Source organism: Tannerella forsythia 92A2 (assembly GCF_000238215.1).
Classification (GTDB): Bacteria; Bacteroidota; Bacteroidia; order Bacteroidales; family Tannerellaceae; genus Tannerella; species Tannerella forsythia.
Map to the genome: position 1 here is coordinate 2,900,356 of NC_016610.1, position 16,019 is coordinate 2,916,374.

At 44.1% G+C, this 16,019-nt stretch carries 14 protein-coding genes; 3 read left to right on the top strand and 11 right to left on the bottom strand.

Annotated features, from left to right (window positions below; translation table 11 throughout):
- Nucleotides 1-35 precede the first annotated feature (35 nt).
- Complete coding sequence (locus BFO_RS16415; RefSeq protein ID WP_014225981.1) at nucleotides 36-164, top strand: hypothetical protein; 129 nt, start codon at nucleotides 36-38, stop codon at nucleotides 162-164.
- A gap of 26 nt (nucleotides 165-190) precedes the next feature.
- On the opposite strand, the gene gcvP is transcribed toward BFO_RS16415, so the two are convergent.
- From gcvP to BFO_RS11810, 4 genes are read right to left on the bottom strand one after another with little or no spacing between them, the layout of a single operon-like run.
- Nucleotides 191-3,043: an aminomethyl-transferring glycine dehydrogenase gene (gene gcvP / locus BFO_RS11795; protein ID WP_014225982.1), complete on the bottom strand. Its 2,853-nt coding sequence runs from the start codon at nucleotides 3,041-3,043 to the stop codon at nucleotides 191-193.
- A 17-nt stretch (nucleotides 3,044-3,060) separates the two neighbouring features.
- A complete protein-coding gene (locus BFO_RS11800; protein WP_014225983.1) occupies nucleotides 3,061-3,699 on the bottom strand; it encodes an MBL fold metallo-hydrolase in 639 nt (212 codons plus the stop codon).
- A complete protein-coding gene (rsmG, locus tag BFO_RS11805) occupies nucleotides 3,696-4,316 on the bottom strand; it encodes a 16S rRNA (guanine(527)-N(7))-methyltransferase RsmG (protein ID WP_014225984.1) in 621 nt (206 codons plus the stop codon). The genes BFO_RS11800 and rsmG overlap by 4 nt, the downstream gene beginning before the upstream one ends.
- A gap of 3 nt (nucleotides 4,317-4,319) precedes the next feature.
- Nucleotides 4,320-5,168 carry an RsiV family protein gene (locus BFO_RS11810; protein WP_014225985.1) on the bottom strand — a complete coding sequence of 283 codons (849 nt, stop codon included), beginning with the start codon at nucleotides 5,166-5,168 and terminating at the stop codon, nucleotides 4,320-4,322.
- Between the two features lie 302 nt (nucleotides 5,169-5,470).
- On the opposite strand from BFO_RS11810, the gene gyrA reads away from it, so the two are divergent.
- Complete coding sequence (gene gyrA / locus BFO_RS11815; RefSeq protein ID WP_014225987.1) at nucleotides 5,471-8,038, top strand: DNA gyrase subunit A; 2,568 nt, start codon at nucleotides 5,471-5,473, stop codon at nucleotides 8,036-8,038.
- A 27-nt stretch (nucleotides 8,039-8,065) separates the two neighbouring features.
- Complete coding sequence (locus BFO_RS11820) at nucleotides 8,066-9,283, top strand: tetratricopeptide repeat protein (protein WP_041590917.1); 1,218 nt, start codon at nucleotides 8,066-8,068, stop codon at nucleotides 9,281-9,283.
- A gap of 110 nt (nucleotides 9,284-9,393) precedes the next feature.
- On the opposite strand, the gene BFO_RS11825 is transcribed toward BFO_RS11820, so the two are convergent.
- From BFO_RS11825 to BFO_RS11855, 7 genes are all read right to left on the bottom strand, one after another.
- Nucleotides 9,394-10,521: a universal stress protein gene (locus tag BFO_RS11825; RefSeq protein WP_014225989.1), complete on the bottom strand. Its 1,128-nt coding sequence runs from the start codon at nucleotides 10,519-10,521 to the stop codon at nucleotides 9,394-9,396.
- Between the two features lie 2 nt (nucleotides 10,522-10,523).
- Entirely contained in the window at nucleotides 10,524-10,787 is a 264-nt protein-coding gene (locus BFO_RS11830; RefSeq protein ID WP_014225990.1) for a hypothetical protein, read from the bottom strand.
- 136 nt (nucleotides 10,788-10,923) lie between these two features.
- On the bottom strand, nucleotides 10,924-11,631 hold the full coding sequence (locus tag BFO_RS11835; protein ID WP_014225991.1) for a phosphatase PAP2 family protein: 708 nt from the start codon (nucleotides 11,629-11,631) through the stop codon (nucleotides 10,924-10,926).
- 6 nt (nucleotides 11,632-11,637) lie between these two features.
- Entirely contained in the window at nucleotides 11,638-12,402 is a 765-nt protein-coding gene (locus BFO_RS11840) for a tetratricopeptide repeat protein (RefSeq protein ID WP_014225992.1), read from the bottom strand.
- A complete protein-coding gene (locus tag BFO_RS11845; protein WP_041590919.1) occupies nucleotides 12,402-14,231 on the bottom strand; it encodes a BatD family protein in 1,830 nt (609 codons plus the stop codon). Before BFO_RS11845 ends, BFO_RS11840 begins: the two co-directional genes overlap by 1 nt.
- Nucleotides 14,232-14,242: 11 nt before the next feature.
- Complete coding sequence (locus BFO_RS11850) at nucleotides 14,243-14,977, bottom strand: tetratricopeptide repeat protein (RefSeq protein WP_014225994.1); 735 nt, start codon at nucleotides 14,975-14,977, stop codon at nucleotides 14,243-14,245.
- Nucleotides 14,978-14,987: 10 nt separating this feature from the next.
- Nucleotides 14,988-16,007 carry a vWA domain-containing protein gene (locus BFO_RS11855; protein ID WP_014225995.1) on the bottom strand — a complete coding sequence of 340 codons (1,020 nt, stop codon included), beginning with the start codon at nucleotides 16,005-16,007 and terminating at the stop codon, nucleotides 14,988-14,990.
- Nucleotides 16,008-16,019 lie beyond the last annotated feature (12 nt).

Below are 16,019 nucleotides of genomic sequence, written 5' to 3' on the forward strand. Positions count from 1 at the left end.
TGGTACACGCCGAATCATGTATTTAGAAAATAACCATGGACCATTCATTTCGGCGTTCGTCCATGGGCCTCGGGCGATGTGCCGACGGAGCAGCGAGCAGGGCGAAAGAGAAATACGGGCTTTTAACGAAGAGAGGGAATGCCGTATTGGCTTCTCCTCTCTAAATTTAGATTACTATCCCATGTTGTGACTATGGACAACTGCAAAGGGTCGGGACTAAGTTGCGGTCGCCATACGCATTGTTAACACGTGCCACATTAATCCAGAACTTGTTGTCATGCAGCCATTCCAGCGGGAAAGCTGCCTTGGAACGTGAATAAGAATGGTGCCATTCGTCGGCAGTGACTTCGTATTCGGGATGCGGAGCATTTTTGAGTACATTATCGTCCTTCGATGCAATACCGTTTTCCACTTCATCTATTTCTCGGCGAATACATTCCATTACTTCGACAAAACGGTCTAACTCCTCCTTGCTTTCGCTTTCGGTCGGCTCTACCATCAGAGTTCCGTGCACCGGAAAAGAAAGGGTAGGGGCATGGTATCCGAAATCCATCAACCGTTTGGCAATATCGTTCTCTTCGATTCCGGTACGTTCTTTAAGCACACGACATTCGAGTATCAGCTCATGACCGACGCGCCCATCAGCTCCCGTGTACACAATACCGTAAGCTTCTTTCAATCTTTCGGCCAAATAGTTGGCATTTAGCATCGCGATTCGCGTGGCCTCTGTAAGTCCGTCAGCCCCCATCAGACGAATATAAGCATACGTGATCGGCAAGATGCCGGCACTTCCGTAAGGTGCTGATGCAACAGTGTTTCGGCTGTTACCGAACGTCACGGGGTGGGAGGGGAGGAAAGGGAGCAAATGCTCAGCTACGCATACCGGACCCACACCGGGTCCGCCACCGCCATGAGGCGACGCAAATGTTTTATGCAAGTTCAGATGGCATATGTCGGCGCCGATCACTCCCGGGCCGGTCAATCCGACCTGCGCATTCATATTTGCGCCATCCATATACACTTGTCCTCCGCACGCGTGAACGATGTCGCACATCTCTTTGATGTCTGCCTCGAAGATACCGTGCGTAGACGGATAAGTAATCATGCTTGCGGCAAGAACGTCTTTCTGCTCTTCGGCTTTTGTTCGGAAGTCGGTCAAATCGATGTTGCCTTTTTCATCGCAGCGTACGGTAACCGTTGTAAACCCGCACTGAATGGCACTGGCCGGATTTGTGCCGTGTGCCGAAGCGGGCAGCAGCACCACCCGACGGTGTCCCTGTCCGATACTTTCAAGATAAGCGCGAATGATCCGCAATCCCGTATATTCACCGGCTGCCCCCGAATTGGGTTGCAGGGTTACCCCCTTCAACCCGGTAATCTCAATCAGGTAGGACGACAGATTTTCAATCAGTTCCATATAACCATTCACCTGATCGACCGGTGCATAAGGATGGATATTCTGAAAAGCAGGATTGAGCAACGGAAGTAATTCGGAGGCTGCGTTCAGTTTCATCGTGCACGATCCCAGCGGAATCATCGAATGAGCCAGCGAAATATCTCTGCGTTCCAAACGTTTGATATATCGCATCAATTCCGTTTCGGTACGGTATTTTTTAAACGTATCCTGTTGCAGGAAGGACGACGTACGCAGGAATGTAAGATCGAAATAGAGCTTTGCAGGGATATCCGTTGCCGACGGATTAGGCAGTCCCGCAACTCCGGAAAAGATTTGCAACAGAATGTGGATATGTTCGGGGCGTGTTGTTTCATCAATACTGATTCCTACATACCCCTCTTCGAAATACCGGAGGTTGATGTTGCACTCCAATGCGATTTCACGCAGCGTATTTACCGGCACATGGGAGGGTAGTTCGATCTTTAATGTATCGAAGAAATTTGCATTCAATTGTTTATAGCCGAGTCTCTCAAGTTCGTCGGCCAGGAAACCGGCGTAACGGTGAATCCGCGAAGCGATGTCCGTTAGCCCTTCGGCACCGTGATACACCGCGTAAAAACCTGCCATCGTAGCCAGAAGTGCCTGCGCGGTACAGATATTTGATGTCGCTTTCTCGCGCTTGATATGTTGCTCGCGTGTCTGAAGCGCCAGACGGTAAGCCGGATGTCCATACGCATCGACCGAAAGCCCGATGATACGTCCCGGAATCATTCGCTTGTACTCGTCTTTCGTAGCAAAATACGCCGCCGAAGGTCCACCGTAAAACATCGGAATCCCGAAACGTTGCGATGTTCCGAACACGATGTCTGCTCCCCATTCGCCGGGAGGTGTCAGCAGAACGAGGCTCATCAGATCGGCCGCTACGGCAACACGTATGCCCTCGGCATGCGCCGCGGCCACGAAATCCTGATAGTCGTTGACAGTGCCGTTGCCGTCAGGATATTGGAGGATCGCCCCGAACATCTTACCGGATAAGGCTACTTCACGGTAATTACCCGTCACCACCTCGATGCCTTGCGGAGACATCCGTGTCCGTATAACGGCCAGGGTCGACTCATACACGTTTTCATCGACAAACAATTGATTTGCTTCATTTTTTACTTGCTCACGGCTACGCGTGTGGAAGAGCATCGTCGCAGCTTCAGCAGCCGCTGTCGCTTCGTCTAACAGGGAACAGTTGGTCAGCGGCATTCCGGTCAACTCGCAGATCACGGTCTGAAAGTTGAACAAAGCTTCTAACCGGCCCTGGGAAACTTCGGCCTGATAAGGCGTGTACGAAGTGTACCAGTTCGGATTCTCAAACACATTCCGCAAAATGGGAGCAGGGCATACCGTATCATACCAGCCCATGCCGATATAGGATGTAAAGATTTTATTCTTAGAGGCAAGCTCGGCAATGTGTTCCGCAAATTCCCGCTCCGTCATCGGTGCAGGCAAGTGAAGCGGTTTTCTCAGACGAATATTCGAAGGAATGATCCGGTCAATCAATTCGTCTGTCGATTTCACACCGACAGCTTTAAGCATCGCGGCTTTGTCTTCATCGGTTGTAACGCCTATGTGGCGATTTGCAAATTTATTGGTCTCCATGTGTTACTTTATACAATTTATAAATAAGGATTATGTAATTTCTCTTCGATGACGGTCGTAGACGGGCCATGCCCCGGACAGACCAGCGTTTCGTCAGGCAAGGATAGGATTTTGTTTCGGATCGCTGAAACAAGCCTCCCGTAACTTCCTCCCCACAAGTCTGTTCGTCCGATACTTCCTGCAAACAGCGTATCTCCGGAGAGGACGAAGCCATCCGCAGGGCTGTAAAAGACCAGACTGCCGGGCGAATGTCCCGGAACGAATAATACGGCAAGCTCCGAATGACCGAAGCGGATCGGTTCGTTTTCGTTCAGAAAACTTGTTACCGGAACGGCATCGACGGAAGCATGAAGCCCCATCTGTTTCATCTGAACGTCGAGAGGAGGAATCTGTTCGACCTCCAGCCGATGTGCTTTGGGCAAAAGTCCATACGTTCTATGGACAAAGGCGTTGCCTAAGATATGGTCAAGATGCAGGTGTGTACAAAGCAGAAGCTTCGGTGCCAGCTCATGACCCGCAATAAATTCCGACAAGCGTTTCTCTTCATCGGCCGACATGCAGCCGCAATCGATAATCACCGCTTCTTTCGTTTCGTCGTAAAGCACATACGTGTTTTCGGAAAACAGATTGAATTCAAAACACTTGATTTTAATCATAATGGGATATATACTATTTTTTTTGTCTCAAAAAAAGGTTCTTTGTAATAGGTATTCAAGTTTAAGCACACGGCCTGCTTGCGAAAGGGAGCTGTCTCGTGTTGAAGCTCTCCGCCTTTCAGGCATATCAAACCGTTGGGAAGCGCATTCTGCTGCCTGTCTCGTACGTTTTTACGAACCAGCTTGGCTAATTCCTGCAGGGACATTACCGCACGGCTTACCATAAAGTCAAAATGCTCCTTTTCACTTTCCACCCGTTCATGACATGTCGTGACATTTTTCAGCCCGAGAGCCTCTGCCACCGCCTGCACCACTTTAATTTTCTTTCCGATACCGTCGATCAAATGAAACGAGACATCCGGAAAAAGAATGGCCAGCGGGATGCCCGGAAATCCTCCTCCCGTACCGACATCCATGACTGTCGTTCCGGGCTTGAAACGAACTAATTTTTCAATGCTTAGCGAATGCAGCACATGGTGAATATACAAGTTGTCCATATCTTTCCGGGATATGACGTTGATCTTCGCATTCCATTCTGCATAAAGATCATGCAATGCCGCGTATTGCTCGCGTTGCAACTCGCTCAAATTGGGATAATAACGATCGATAACCTCCATGGCTCAAAAAGCGATCCGGGCGATCGGACTCTCTTTACGCAGCAAATGGCGTATCTTTTCGTATGGAATCCGGACGGAGGTGGCACCTACTACATACGCTGCAATCTCATATTCATTAAACGTGTACGTAATACCTATATCATCCACATAAAAATTCTTGTTCGGATAAATCTCATTGATATTGAAAAAACCGATATTCTCAAGGTCTGATGCTTTATCTACATTATTGCAGAGTGCAATGGCGTCTACAATAATTTTAGCAAGATCATCCTGATAATCTTCGACGAAAATTTCCGCTTCCGTTATTCGTTCACCTGTCTTCAGGTCAAAAACACGGTTCGTATAATAGTGTGCGTCATGCGCCCCTCCCGTATCGTATTCCTTCGACACCACCATACTTAACAAATCATTTTGATTATAGTAAATACTGTCGCCGAGAATCTCATAGCTTGAATACCATTCATCGTTGGGCTCCGAACCATGCTCTTCAACATCCGATTCAAAGTCTGTTTCCCGCTTCTTAAAATCATTCAGATAATTCGCAGCATATTGACTCACGGCCTCTCTTGGCGAAAACTGCATATAATCATCGCCTAAAAAAGTTTTAATAAACTGCTGTTGTACGGCTTTCAGAACATGCGGATTTTGATATTCGGCCGGAAACAGGAAGTTTATTTGCAATGAACAGCCGGGATTCGTCTCTATCTTTTTCATATGATAGCTCTCTTTTACAGCGATCGTATCAAAACGAATATCATTTTCTTTTACCTTTTTAGCATCCGAACCGCATGCCGATAAAAGGCTGACGGTTACTGTCCAAACCAAAAGGGGTTTCACGATATATACCTTCATCTCTATTGCATGATTAAACTATTTGCGATGCAAATTTAAAAGATAATTGATTGAATAACGAAAGAATCTTATTAAGATTATTAAAAAAAATGCTTTTTGTCTGCATGCCACAATATCATACAGAATATCATCCGATTATCACATTCTTCAATAAGGCAGTGCCCACTTTTAAGGGGTACTGAAGAATATTGAACATATTCTTGCATTTTTTCACAGCAAAACATTTGTCCATTGTTGAAAAACCCGTAAATTAGCGTGTTTTTTTCAAATATACAGTTGAAGAATTCTTAACAACATAATAAATGACTGAAAAAGATAGAATTATTAAGATTGACATTAATAATGAGATGAAATCGGCCTACATTGATTATTCGATGTCGGTCATTGTTTCACGTGCGCTTCCGGATGTAAGAGATGGATTCAAACCCGTCCATCGACGCATCTTATTTGGTATGAGTGAATTGGGGAATACCTCCGATAAACCGTACAAAAAATCGGCGAGAATTGTCGGAGAAGTATTGGGTAAGTATCATCCGCATGGGGACTCCTCGGTTTATTTCGCACTGGTTCGTTTGGCACAAAACTGGTCGATGCGTTATACCTTAGTAGACGGACAGGGGAATTTTGGTTCTGTAGACGGAGACAATCCGGCGGCGATGCGTTATACGGAAGCGCGTATGAGCAAACTGGCCGAAGAGATGTTACGCGACATTGATAAGGATACGGTTGATTTCCAACTGAATTTTGATGACACCTTACGGGAACCCATCGTGCTTCCCACACGTATACCGAACCTCTTGATCAACGGAGCCTCGGGTATTGCGGTAGGAATGGCAACCAATATGCCTCCGCACAATATGAAGGAGGTGCTTCAGGCTTGTCAAGCTTATATCGATGCTCGCGGAGAAATCGATGTGCCCGGACTGATGGCTTATGTAAAAGCGCCTGATTTCCCGACAGGTGCTACTATCTACGGGTATGCCGGCGTCAAAGATGCGTTTGAGACGGGACGCGGACGTATCGTACTCCGTGGAAAAGCGGAAATAGAAAGTGCACAGGCACATGACAAAATCATCATCAGCGAGATTCCATACCTTGTAAATAAAGCCGAACTGATCAAAGCGATTGCCGATCTCGTAAACGAAAAGCGTATCGACGGTATCTCAAATGTAAATGACGAATCAGACCGTAGCGGCATGCGTATCGTGGTCGATGTAAAACGCGAGGCGAATGCGAATGTCGTACTTAATAAGCTGTATAAAATGACGACTTTGCAGTCGTCATTCAGCGTCAACAATATCGCATTGGTGAATGGACGACCGAAACTGATGAATCTGAAAGAATTGATCGGAAATTTTGTCGATCATCGGCGAGATGTTGTGATACGTCGCACGAAATACGATCTGAAGAAAGCCGAAGAACGCGCTCATATTCTGGAAGGATTGATTATTGCTTCAGACAATATCGACGAAGTAATCGCCATCATAAAGAAATCAGGAAGTCCTCAGGAAGCGATTAGTAATTTGATGGTGCGTTTCGAATTGACTGAAATACAAGCCCGGGCTATCGTTGAAATGCGGTTACGCCAATTAACCGGACTTGAACAGGAAAAGTTGCGTGCCGAATATGAAGAGATAGAGAAATTAATCGCACGATTAAAAGAAATTCTGGAAAATGAAGATAGGTTGATGGGAGTCATTCGGGACGAATTCCAGGAAATCATTGATAAATACGGAGATGAACGTAAGACCGACATTGTGTATGCCTCCGAAGAATTAAATCCGGAAGATTTTTATGCCGATGATGAGATGATTATTACCATCTCGCATATGGGATATATTAAACGTACTCCGTTGAGCGAGTTCCGTGCACAAGCACGAGGGGGAGTAGGGGCGAAAGGCTCCGAAACACGCGAAGAAGACTTCGTCGAATATATTTATCCGGCGTCGATGCATGCCACGATTTTGTTTTTTACGGCTAAAGGACGGTGCTTTTGGAAAAAAGTATTTGAGATACCCGAGGGCGCTAAAAATGCGAAAGGAAGAGCGATCCAGAACTTCTTAAATATCGATTCGGACGATAGTGTAAACGCATTTATCCGGATCAAGAACTTAACAACCGATACGGAATTCATAAATTCACATTATTTGCTTTTCTGTACAAAGAAAGGAGTGATAAAAAAGACGCTCCTGGCAGCTTATTCACGTCCGCGCCAAAATGGTGTCAACGCGATCACGCTGCATGAAGGAGACGGAGTCATCCAGGTACGACTGACCAATGGAAACAACGACGTGTTGATTGCCAATCGGAATGGTCGGGCCATCCGTTTCCATGAAAGCAAAGTGCGCGTGATGGGACGTACGGCTGCCGGCGTACGCGGAATGACCTTAGATGACGAAAACGACGAAGCAATCGGTATGGTTTGTATCAAAGATACGGAAAAAGAAACCATTCTCGTTGTTTCGGAGCAAGGCTACGGGAAACGCTCGAAGATCGACGACTACCGGATTACCAACCGGGGAGGGAAAGGAGTCAAAACGATCCATGTGACCGAAAAAACTGGTAAATTGGTGGGCATTAAGAACGTAACGGAAGAAAACGACTTGATGATCATCAATAAATCCGGTATTACGATCCGTATGAAAGTTGCTGATTTGAATATTATCGGCCGTGCAACACAAGGAGTTCGACTGATTAATCTCGAAAAACGCAACGATGAGATCGCATCCGTATGCAAAGTCGTATCGGAATCGGAAGAAAACAAGATGGGCAACGGAGAAACAGAAGACGGTACGAACGAAATTAAACCGGAAAACAGTACGGAGGTCATAGAAGAGAACAACAACATAATTGAAGAGGAAAAAGAATAAAGTATTAACATCAAAATTTTAAATGACATGAAACAAGTAGTAATGACAATCGGTTTCTGCCTGATGGCAATCACTGTATTTGCGCAAAAAAAAGCGGTAACGGAGGCTGAGCGTATCGCGAAAGATTCGAAGCCGGACTTTAACGAAGCGCGTACCTTAATTAAAGGAGCCTTGGAAAATCCGGAAACAAAGGATGATGCAAAAACATGGTATGTGGCCGGACAAATCGAAGATGCTCAATTCAGTTCGGAGAGTACCAAGCAGATATTAGGTCAACAGCCGAATGAACCGGTGATGTATGAAGCTCTGGCAAATATTCTACCATTCTTTAAAAAAGCCTATGAGTTGGACCAACTCCCGAATGAAAAAGGAAAGGTAAAACCGAAATATGCCAAACATATCAAAGGGACGCTTAATGCCAATCATATTTATTATCTGAACGGTGGGGCTTATTACTTTGATCAGAAAGATTATAAAAAATCGTGCGATTTCTTTGATCAGTACATTGAAATTGCCAACCTGGCTTTTATGAAAGATGAAAAGGTAGCCCAGAGAGACTCGAACTATATGATCGTACAGTTCTATTCGGCTATTGCCGCGATGCAACTGGATGATGTAGAGCTCGCTATTAAGAATTTGAATCGGGCGAAAGATACGGATTACCGACGATACGATGTATATCAGTCGTTGTGCTACGAGTACGAGCAGGCAAAAGATACAGTAAACATCGAAAAAACATTGGAAGAAGGGATGACCTTGTTTCCCGATTCAAGCTATTTCCTGAATAGTCTGATTAATCTGTACATCTATACCGGAAGAAATGATCAGGCTCTGCAATTATTGAGTACCGCTATTTCGAAAAATGCGAACAGCGCCCAATTGTATTATGCAAAAGGAAGCGTCTACGAAACCGGTTTGAAAGATTATGCTCAGGCCGAAGAAGCATACAAAAAAGCGGTTGAACTGGATCCCAACAGTGCAGCCAATAACTTCAGCATGGGACGTATTTATTACAACCAAGGAGTAAGCACTTTAGATAAAGCGAATTCGATATCGGACGCCACTCAATACAAACAAGAGAAAGCAAAGGCTGAAGAACTCTTCAGAAAAGCGTTGCCGTTCTTTGAAAAGGCACGTGAACTTAAACCCGACGAAAAAGAATTCCTCATCGGATTGAGAGGTATCTATTATAATCTGAATATGAATGAGAAGTTCGATGAGATAGAAGCCGAAATGAATAAATAATGTATTCTTAAAAATAAAAAAGAGCTGAACTCAAATCGGGGACAGCTCTTTTTTTGCATGCATGATTCGTATCAAAAGATACATTCTATTTTACATAATAGTAATTATGGTTAAATCGGAATCACCAAAAGCGGTGTATTACTATGGAAAAGCATTTTACGCGCAAGGCTCGGATTAAATATCCGGGTGATCATACTGCGGCGATATGTGCTGAATGCGATCATATCGATCTGTTTTTCTTCGACAAAAGTCTCAATAGCGTCCAATAAATCTCCGTCATTCAATACGGTATGTGCTATTTTCAAATCCGGATATTGTTTCTTCAAATATTCATTCAGTCCCGATAAACGAATATCATTCCACTCATTGCGACTGGTCGAAATATTAAATAGTTGAATTTGAATTTTTTCCGGATGTTCTTTGAAGAAATCGACAAATTTATCGAACGCCAATATATCACGCTGATTAAAAGAAATTGCGAAAGCAATTCGTTGGATGACACTCAGATTATTGAAAGGAACATGTTCGGGGATCGCCAAAAGCGGCATTTTTGTTTGTTCAATGACTTCGCCTGTGACACTTCCGATCAGGTCTGCATTTTTCTGATTTTTCCCGCGTGTACCCATGACGATCAAGGTCGGATGATATTCTTTGGCATAAGCCATAATTTCCTCTTCCGGCAAACCTTCTCTCAAGATATAGTTATATTTGACGCGTGGCCATTCTCCACATTCCATCTTTCGATTTATCAACGTACAAATATTTTCAATATCCTTTTGTACTTGTTTATAAACCAAGTGGATATTTTCATTATTGGGAATTCCGGCCGCCACCGGTTCACGGGTCGCAAACGGTAGTGCAGAAGGGATATACGTACTGAAATAGGCATGTAACAACATGACTTCTGCCCCAATCTGATGTGCATGATTTATCCCTATTTCACAAGCCTTAATCGAATAATCCGAGAAATCGACAGGGATTAAAACTTTTTTCAGGTTTTCCCTCCCGAGTACCTCTTTTGCTTCATCTTCGTTCAGCCATTGAGTATCTTCAATCAACCGTAAGGCTCGCGGCAAGTCGCTTTCTTTGATGCGTATACGCACACCGGCTGAGATGACCGGCTGAATCTGATTCACATTATGAATATAGGTTGCTATTCCTTCCGACTCAAGCAGTGTTTTCAGAATCTGAGCCTTTTCATACGTGTGAATAGCCAAGGTAACCAATTGCTTTTCCATAATCACACTTCCGATAAAGGATTTGCTCCCAAAATGTCTAACGCCCGATCCAGAATGGTCGTGTCGCTTAAAACCACAATGCCTCCGTTAGGGCCTGATTCGATATGTACTCCGCAACTTTTACCCTCCTTGTAATTTTCTCCTCCGAAGTAATTCCGGACCGTTTCTACCGATAGGCCCAATTCTGCAGCAATACGATGAATCGTACCGTCAGGCAAACGATCTTTGATATCTCGAAGTTCGTTAAAAGTGATTGTTTTCGTCATGGTTCATGTCTGTTTTTATGGGTTAATAATATTATTTGATAATTCGCGCACTAATGTAGCCACTAAAATTGAGTACCCCAAATTTTTCGGATTTTTTTTAAACAAGACGGTTATGTTTTATAACATGTTTATCCGCTTATTTCCATGCAGGAACTCCTAATCCGCTATATACCAGAATAAAAGCAATCGTAACCCACATAGCGTAAAGAATAGCGCGGACATGAGTTACTTTATAGGAAAGAAGAGAGGACTCCCCTACTCCTTTGATGGTTCGAGAACGGATAACCCTGTAAATTTCAAAGCTCAACCACCCAAAGAAGCATCCGGACAGGATTCCCGGAATAATGTCGGAAATAAAATGAACACCTAAATAAATGCGGGTATACGACATCAGGATGGCCCATAGGATAATGTTATAGGTGTACCAGCGGTAACGGAAAAGAAGTATCGTAAACGTAGCAAATCCGAAGGCATTGGCTGCATGGCTGGAAATAAATCCGTAGCGTCCGCCAAGGTACGGACTACCCGTCAATGGGCTGATAACCGTTTGGACGTGATGCATAAAATCCGGATGGCGCGTAGGGCGTAAACGCGTAAATAACGGTTTACATACGCTTGATGCAAATTGATCGCACAGCGTAAGGGTCAATGCAATAAAGAGTAAGATGAGAAGAGATTCCTTCCATGGCCTTTTATAACAGATCACCCATAAAACAAAAAGTGCTAATGGTATCCATACCATCTTTCCGGAATATATCCAAAAGAAATGGTCCCAATAAAGCGTATGCCCCCCATTGAGCCACAAGAAAAGAGTTCGTTCATATTCCAAGATCGTTTCTAACATAAGAATTTATATTCTTTCAAGCTCTTTTTGAGGAATCCATCCTTCTTTTCCGTCTTCTAAACGAATCTCATACCATTCTCCCAGTGTACTTTTAATCTGCACTTTGGTTCCTTCATGCAAAACAAACAAATCGGTGCCGCTGACATCCGGAGAACTCTTAATCGTAATCGTAGGTGCAAAAATAATCGCAACATCGCGTGTTATTAACGCTTTCTTCTGACTCCATGCAAAGACATTGGCAAAGACAACAAGGACCAATAAAAAAATTCCGGTATAAAATCCGATTTTCTTTAAGCGCATCCATTTGGAAAAGAGGAATAACGTCAAACAACCGATAAACAAGACGAAACATACAATTCCCACACTCGCCCATACGTCGACATTCAATACATTCCGGACTGTCCGGAACCACTTGACCCAAAAGAACTCCCCGACCGGTTCTATTTTATCTGTTGTTCGGAGTCTGGACATTGCTAAATTAAAGCGAATATCTCCATCGCCGGGATTCAGCAATAAAGCACGTTCGTAATTCAAGATTGCCGGTGCAATCTTATTCGTTTTGTAATAGGCATTTCCCAGATTATAGTAAATCTCATACGAGTCGCCGCTGTTCTTCAGCAATGCTTCATATAATTCAATGGCTCTGGCGTAGTTCTCCTGTTTATATGCTACTTCGGCTTCTTTAAACGCAGACTCCTGCGCCGTCAACGATATGCCGCACATTAAGTGAATCCATCCCCAACACAGTATTCTATATATTACTTTCATCATCATGACTTTTTAGTTATGTTTTCCATTTTCCCAATGGCGTCGAACGTTTGCTTAAAGAGCTGCTCCATCGCTTCCGGAGCCTGACTGGGGGCATAACGAGCAAACTCACACGTATTCAGGATATCGATAAAACGATCGCTTACCTCTTTATCTCCTCCAAACACCATTAATTCTGCCTCTACATTGTCTTTTGTCAGATTGGCTTGCGGAATATTCAACTTGTCGCTTAAATATCCCCACACGGCGCGAAGAACTTCATCGTAAAATTCTTCCTTTTTTCTCTCTTTCAGTAATCTCTCCGCTTTTTTCAATCTTCGAACCGCTATTTTGTTCGCTTTTTTCGTACGTACAAGCGCAATGTTTGCATTTTCTTTCACTTGCTTGCGATAGATGGCAAAGAAAACGATAAACAAGACGGCAATCAGTACATACGCCATTATGTACATGAACGAACCGAAGAAAAATTCTTTATTTGAGACAAAGTGAGGCTTTGAAACTTTGATATATCGAATGTCTTGCCCCAAATATTTGACGCGCTCTTGCGTACCGAAATTTGAAATGACAGGGCTTGAGCTATTCTCTCCTCCGATTCCTTTCTCGACGTGCAGTTTGAACGGTTGAGAAGAGAGGGTCTTATACGATCCGTCTTTGGGATCAAAATACGAAAACTGGACGGCCGGAATCTCAAAATCGCCTGCATAGCGTGGGATTGCCATGTATTCAATCGATTTTGTTCCGCTTGTACCCGAAGAAGTAGTTTTGATATTATTGTCTACTTTCGGATCATACACTTCAAAGTCATTCGGGAAAGAGATTTCGGGATTTTTAGCTAATTTGATATTGCCATTTCCTGAAAGCACGATGTTGATCGTAACGGCTTCGTTCGTTTTAATGTGATCGGAATTGATGCTTGCTTTCATCGTGTATGAACCTACCGCTCCCCGGAAAGAAGCCGGTTTACCGCTTGGAAGAGGCTTGACATCAATCGTTACGGGGGGCGTCGTAAGTACTCTCTTCACATCTTGGTAAGTATCGAAGAAGTCATCAAAAATACTGCGCACGCGTTGTTTCGAACGGATACGTACGACGGCGTCATATTTCCCTCCTTCAATCGTAATTTTACCCGAACGTTGCGGATAAAGGACAGTCTGTTTGATAACGACTGTCCGGTAATTACGCCCATTATAATTTTCGAGTGTCCATTGCGGGTTCAATTCGATATCCTGGGAAAGAAACCCTTCAAATTCAGGGAATTTTACGTCGTTCAATGCCGCATCATACAGGGAATAGAGTTTGAATGTCACTAAAAATCCTTCCTGTTCATAGACGCTACGCTTCGAGACATTCATCCGGACGAATAACTCATCACCTCCGATATTGGAAGAACCGGAAGACACTTGACCGCCCCCCGAGCCTGAAGATGCCGCTTCATTTGCCTTATCCGGAGGCAATACTTTAATGACTAATGAGTTGGAACTATAATTTGAATTCTTGATTTTTATCGTTGCCGGACTCAAGTTAAAGGTACCTTCTTTTTTAGGCATTAACACATACGTAAATGTTTGAGAATAGGAGCTGCTTGATTTCCCATTGATATATTGCATGCTTCTGCTGACAGACGAAGTAGGTCCCATCAATACTTCGAAATCGGCCAAATCCGGTGTCCGAAGTCCGCCGGCACCTTCCTCATTGACGGTGTACGTCAGTTGGAATTGTTGTCCCATCACCACGGCGTCGGGAGCAGAGGCTTTGAATGTCACTCCGTCTGCTTTCAGGCATGTCCCTGCTAAAAACAACAGCCCGGTAACGATAAAAATGAATTTTCTCATAGCTCTTATTTTTACCATTGTTTATCTGTTTTACGACGTTCTTGATGTTTGGCCTGAGCCTTTTTAACTTTCTCCTGTGTATCTTTTTCGTCCTGCAGGAAAGCATCGAGAATCTGTTGTGCATTGTCTCTGCTCATTTGTTCATTCTCCTGCTTCTGTTCTTGTGTCTTATTTTCTTTCTGCTCATTCTGATCCTGATTCTGCTCTTGTTCTTGCTCCTTCTGCTCTTGCTGTTGCTGATCCTGATTCTGATTCTGCTGGTCTTGATTTTGTTGCTGCTGATCATTCAATAGCTTTTGAGCCAAAGCTAAGTTATACCGTGTCTCTTCGTCTTTCGGATTCATCCTCAATGACTGTTTATAAGCCTCGATACTTTTGGCATAATCCTTGTTCTTCATCTGAATATTCCCGAGGTTGTGAAAAACTTCCGCTAATCGTTGGGCATTGGCCGGATTTTCAGTTAGCAGACGCTCTCGCTGACCGGCGATCTGTTGGTATTGTTCGGCTGCTTCCGGATATTTTTCCTGTTTGTACAAGGCATTCCCCAGATTGTATGAGCCTTCAACAGAGCGCGGATTCACTTCAATGCTCTGTCGGTAAGCAATCTCCGATTCGGTATATTTCTCTTCTTTATACAATTTGTTCCCTTTTCGGATATGCGATCGCTCCGCCTTCTGTGCAAACATGCCGTTCGTACAGCAGAAAGCGGTGATCGCACTTATGAATATCAGATATATTGCTTTCATTTCTGTTTTATTAAGAAAATAATTTTATTTTTCGGAATATCCGATTTTTTCGTTCCAGAATCAGATACTCGAGAATCAACAAGATCAAAACAATCCATGCCAATGTCTGGAACTGTTCATCATATTCCGAATACACTTTACTTTCCAGCTCAGCTTTATCCATCTTATTAATTTCAGACTGTAACGCGCGGAGAGCCGAGTTGGTATTGTCTGCACGAACATAGATTCCTTTGCCGGCCGCAGCAATTTCCTGACACATCTGCTCGTTCAATTGCGTGATGACAATATTTCCATTGCCGTCTCGCATATAATCATTCCCATTGTCAAGAGGTATCGGTGCACCTTTGGGAAGCCCGATACCTACAATATTCACGTTCACTCCTTTCTCGGCTGCAGCGGCGGCCGCTTTTACCGGGTCATCTTCATGATTTTCACCATCCGTAATCAATAGGATCGTTTTCCCGGAATTTTCGTTCGGTGTGAACGAACGCATCGCCAGATTTATTGCGGCGCCGATGGCCGTCCCTTGCGTAGAAATCATCGAAGGGTTAATGGACGACATAAACATCTTGGCTGAGATATAGTCTGAGGTAATCGGTAACTGCGTAAATGCATCGCCGGCAAAGACAATGAGCCCGACCTTGTCGTCGGTAAAACTGTCAGTCATCCTCGAAAGCATTTGTTTGGCTTTTTCCAACCGGTTCGGTTGAATATCTTCGGCCATCATCGAATTGGAAACATCCAGACATATCATGATTTCCACACCTTGTCTTTTGACGGTTTCCAGCTTAGAGCCGAACTGTGGGCCGGCAATCATAAAAACCGTCACGGCTATAGACGTGAATAACAGCCAGAATTTGAGTCTCTCCCGTTTGCGCGAGACTTCCGGGGTCAGTTGTGAAACGAGCATGGGATCGCCGAAGCGCTTGATGGCCTTCTTTCCGGCAACAACCACATAGAGATAGAATAAGGCCAATACCGGAAGTATTGCCAACAAATACAGATAAATAGGATGAGCAAAACGAAACATAATCAACTTTCT